The sequence below is a fragment of the Actinomyces sp. ICM58 genome (assembly GCF_000283035.1).
In the GTDB taxonomy this organism is placed as follows: Bacteria; Actinomycetota; Actinomycetes; order Actinomycetales; family Actinomycetaceae; genus Pauljensenia.
Genome location: NZ_ALIY01000217.1, coordinates 1 through 2,144, shown reverse-complemented (window position 1 = coordinate 2,144; position 2,144 = coordinate 1). Strand labels below are relative to the sequence as shown.

Sequence of the window (2,144 nt, the reverse complement as noted above, 5' to 3'; positions counted from 1 at the left end):
GGCGGGCGCGCACAGGGCGGATCAACGGGACCTACGCGGTAGCGTCCGCGCCGTTGCGGGCGGCGGAGTCGGCGAGCTCCTCGGGGCTGACGACGCCCTCGACCGACACGCGGTCCAGGTAGGCCATGCCGTCAAACGCGAGCTCGCGGGCGTTCTCCGGGTCGCCCTCGTTGCCGATGGAACCGTGGGCCAGGCGATCCACGACCAGCGCGATCGCGCCGTCGCCCGTCACGTTCGTCGCGGTGCCGAAGGAATCCAGCGCGATGTAGGTGGCGATCATGAGCGCGACCTGCGCGTCGTCGAAGCCCAGCATCGAGCTGAGCAGGCCGGTGGCCGCCATGATGGCGCCACCGGGCACGCCGGGGGCGGCGACCATCGTGATGCCGAGCATGAAGATGAAGCCGACCCACTGGAGGGTGGACACCGTCAGGCCCTGGGTCAGGACGATCGCGAACGCGAACGCGAAGATCTTCGAGGTTGAGCCGGCCAGGTGGATCGTCGCGCACAGCGGCACGGTGAAGGAGGCCACCGCGTCGGACACGCCGTTCTTCTTCGTCTGACGCAGCGTCACCGGGATGGTCGCGGCCGAGGAAGACGTGCCGAGCGCCGTCAGGTAGGCAGGCATCATCGTGAGCAGCGACTTAATGGGGTTGCGGCGGGCGACGGCACCGGCGAAGCAGAACTGGGTCAGCAGGATGACGACCTCGAGGACCAGGACCACGATCACGACACGTAGCAGGGTGCGGATAACGGAGGCGGCCTCGCCCGTGTAAGTCAGGTTCAGGAAGATACCGAAGATGTGCAGGGGCAGCAGCGGGATGATGATCGTCTCGATGAGGCGCGTGATGATGGCGCGGAACTCGATGAAGCCCTTACGCAGGACGCCGCGCGGCACCATCGACAGGCCCAGGCCGACCACGAAGGAGAGCAGCAGCGCCGTCATGACCTGCAGAGGCGCCGGCATCTCGATCGTGAAGTAGGACTCGAGCGCGCTGCCGGGCTCGGACACCGAGCCCAGCTGCGTGGAGGCGAGCAGGCGCGGGAAGAGCGAGGCGCACACCAGGAAGGTTAGGAAGCCCGAAAAGAGCGTCGAGCCGTAGGCGATGGCCGTCGTAATACCCAGCCACTTTCCGGCGCCGCGTCCCAGGTCGGCGATCGCGGGGGTCACCAGGCCGATGATGATGAGCGGAATAGAGAAGGAGAGGAACTGGCTGAAGATAGCCGAGAAGGTCGCGAAGATACGACCGATTTCCACGGGGACCAGGTGGTCGCCGCCGATGCGGATCGATCCAAGGACGGTCGCGAGGATGATCGCAGCGATCACCCACACGAGGATTCCGGACTTACGCAGGAACGCGCGCATGTGTTTCACCTTGAGATTAGGGATGATGGGTCACCCATAGCATGCCCGACCTTTACGCATTCTTGAACTCGAAACCACGATACGGGATGTGGGTCACGTTGGACACTCGATCGCTCCACCTCATTGACGAGGCCGGGGATTCCGCACGAATTCAACGTTCCTCGGGAGGTTCAGCGCACCGCCATCGTCGCAACATAGGGCGCTAGATACCAGATAATCGCGGCGAGAATCACGTAGACGATCGCATCCGTGACGCGCCCCCGCGACGCAAACCACGGGCGCCCGGGCGTCCACAGGCGCACGAGCCCCATGCCCAGAAGGACCGCCGCAATGAGGACGACCGCACGATGGCGGTGATCCGTCACTGCCAACGCGACGATGCCGAGGACTCCGACCGTGCTCAGGGCAGCACCAACCCACGCGCCCAGTCGCGCGCGCACGGTCCTCTCCTCACTCTTCACGCTCCATACCCTAGCGTATGATCGACCACAATCGGCCCGCGATGACGCTTGTTCCACTGTCCCCCGCCCCGGAGCCGTCCCGTGTGATCGTCACAAAAAGCCCGCACACGGGTTTAGGATAGGACGAAAGGCTTTTCGGCCACAGCATATCGTCCTCGTCCCAAAGGAGTATTTCGAGTGTCTCGTTTCATCGTCGTCGCCCCCGGTTCGTCGGAGGCAGCAGCCCTCGCCACCGAAGAGCTGGCGCGCGTCCTCGGCGTCACCACCGTTGAGGCCCTGGCCGGCACGACCGCCACCGATGCTGCCCTGCGCCCCGCCAC

General features: G+C 65.3%; 2 protein-coding genes. Both read right to left on the bottom strand.

What is annotated here, in order from left to right:
• Window positions 1-31 precede the first annotated feature (31 nt).
• A complete protein-coding gene (locus HMPREF1138_RS09650; RefSeq protein ID WP_009059274.1) occupies window positions 32-1,363 on the bottom strand; it encodes a dicarboxylate/amino acid:cation symporter in 1,332 nt (443 codons plus the stop codon).
• Window positions 1,364-1,533: 170 nt separating this feature from the next.
• The gene (locus HMPREF1138_RS09645; protein WP_009059270.1) at window positions 1,534-1,803 is read right to left on the bottom strand and encodes a DUF3017 domain-containing protein; all 270 of its coding nucleotides are present in this window, start codon (window positions 1,801-1,803) and stop codon (window positions 1,534-1,536) included.
• Between the last annotated feature and the right edge of the window lie 341 nt (window positions 1,804-2,144).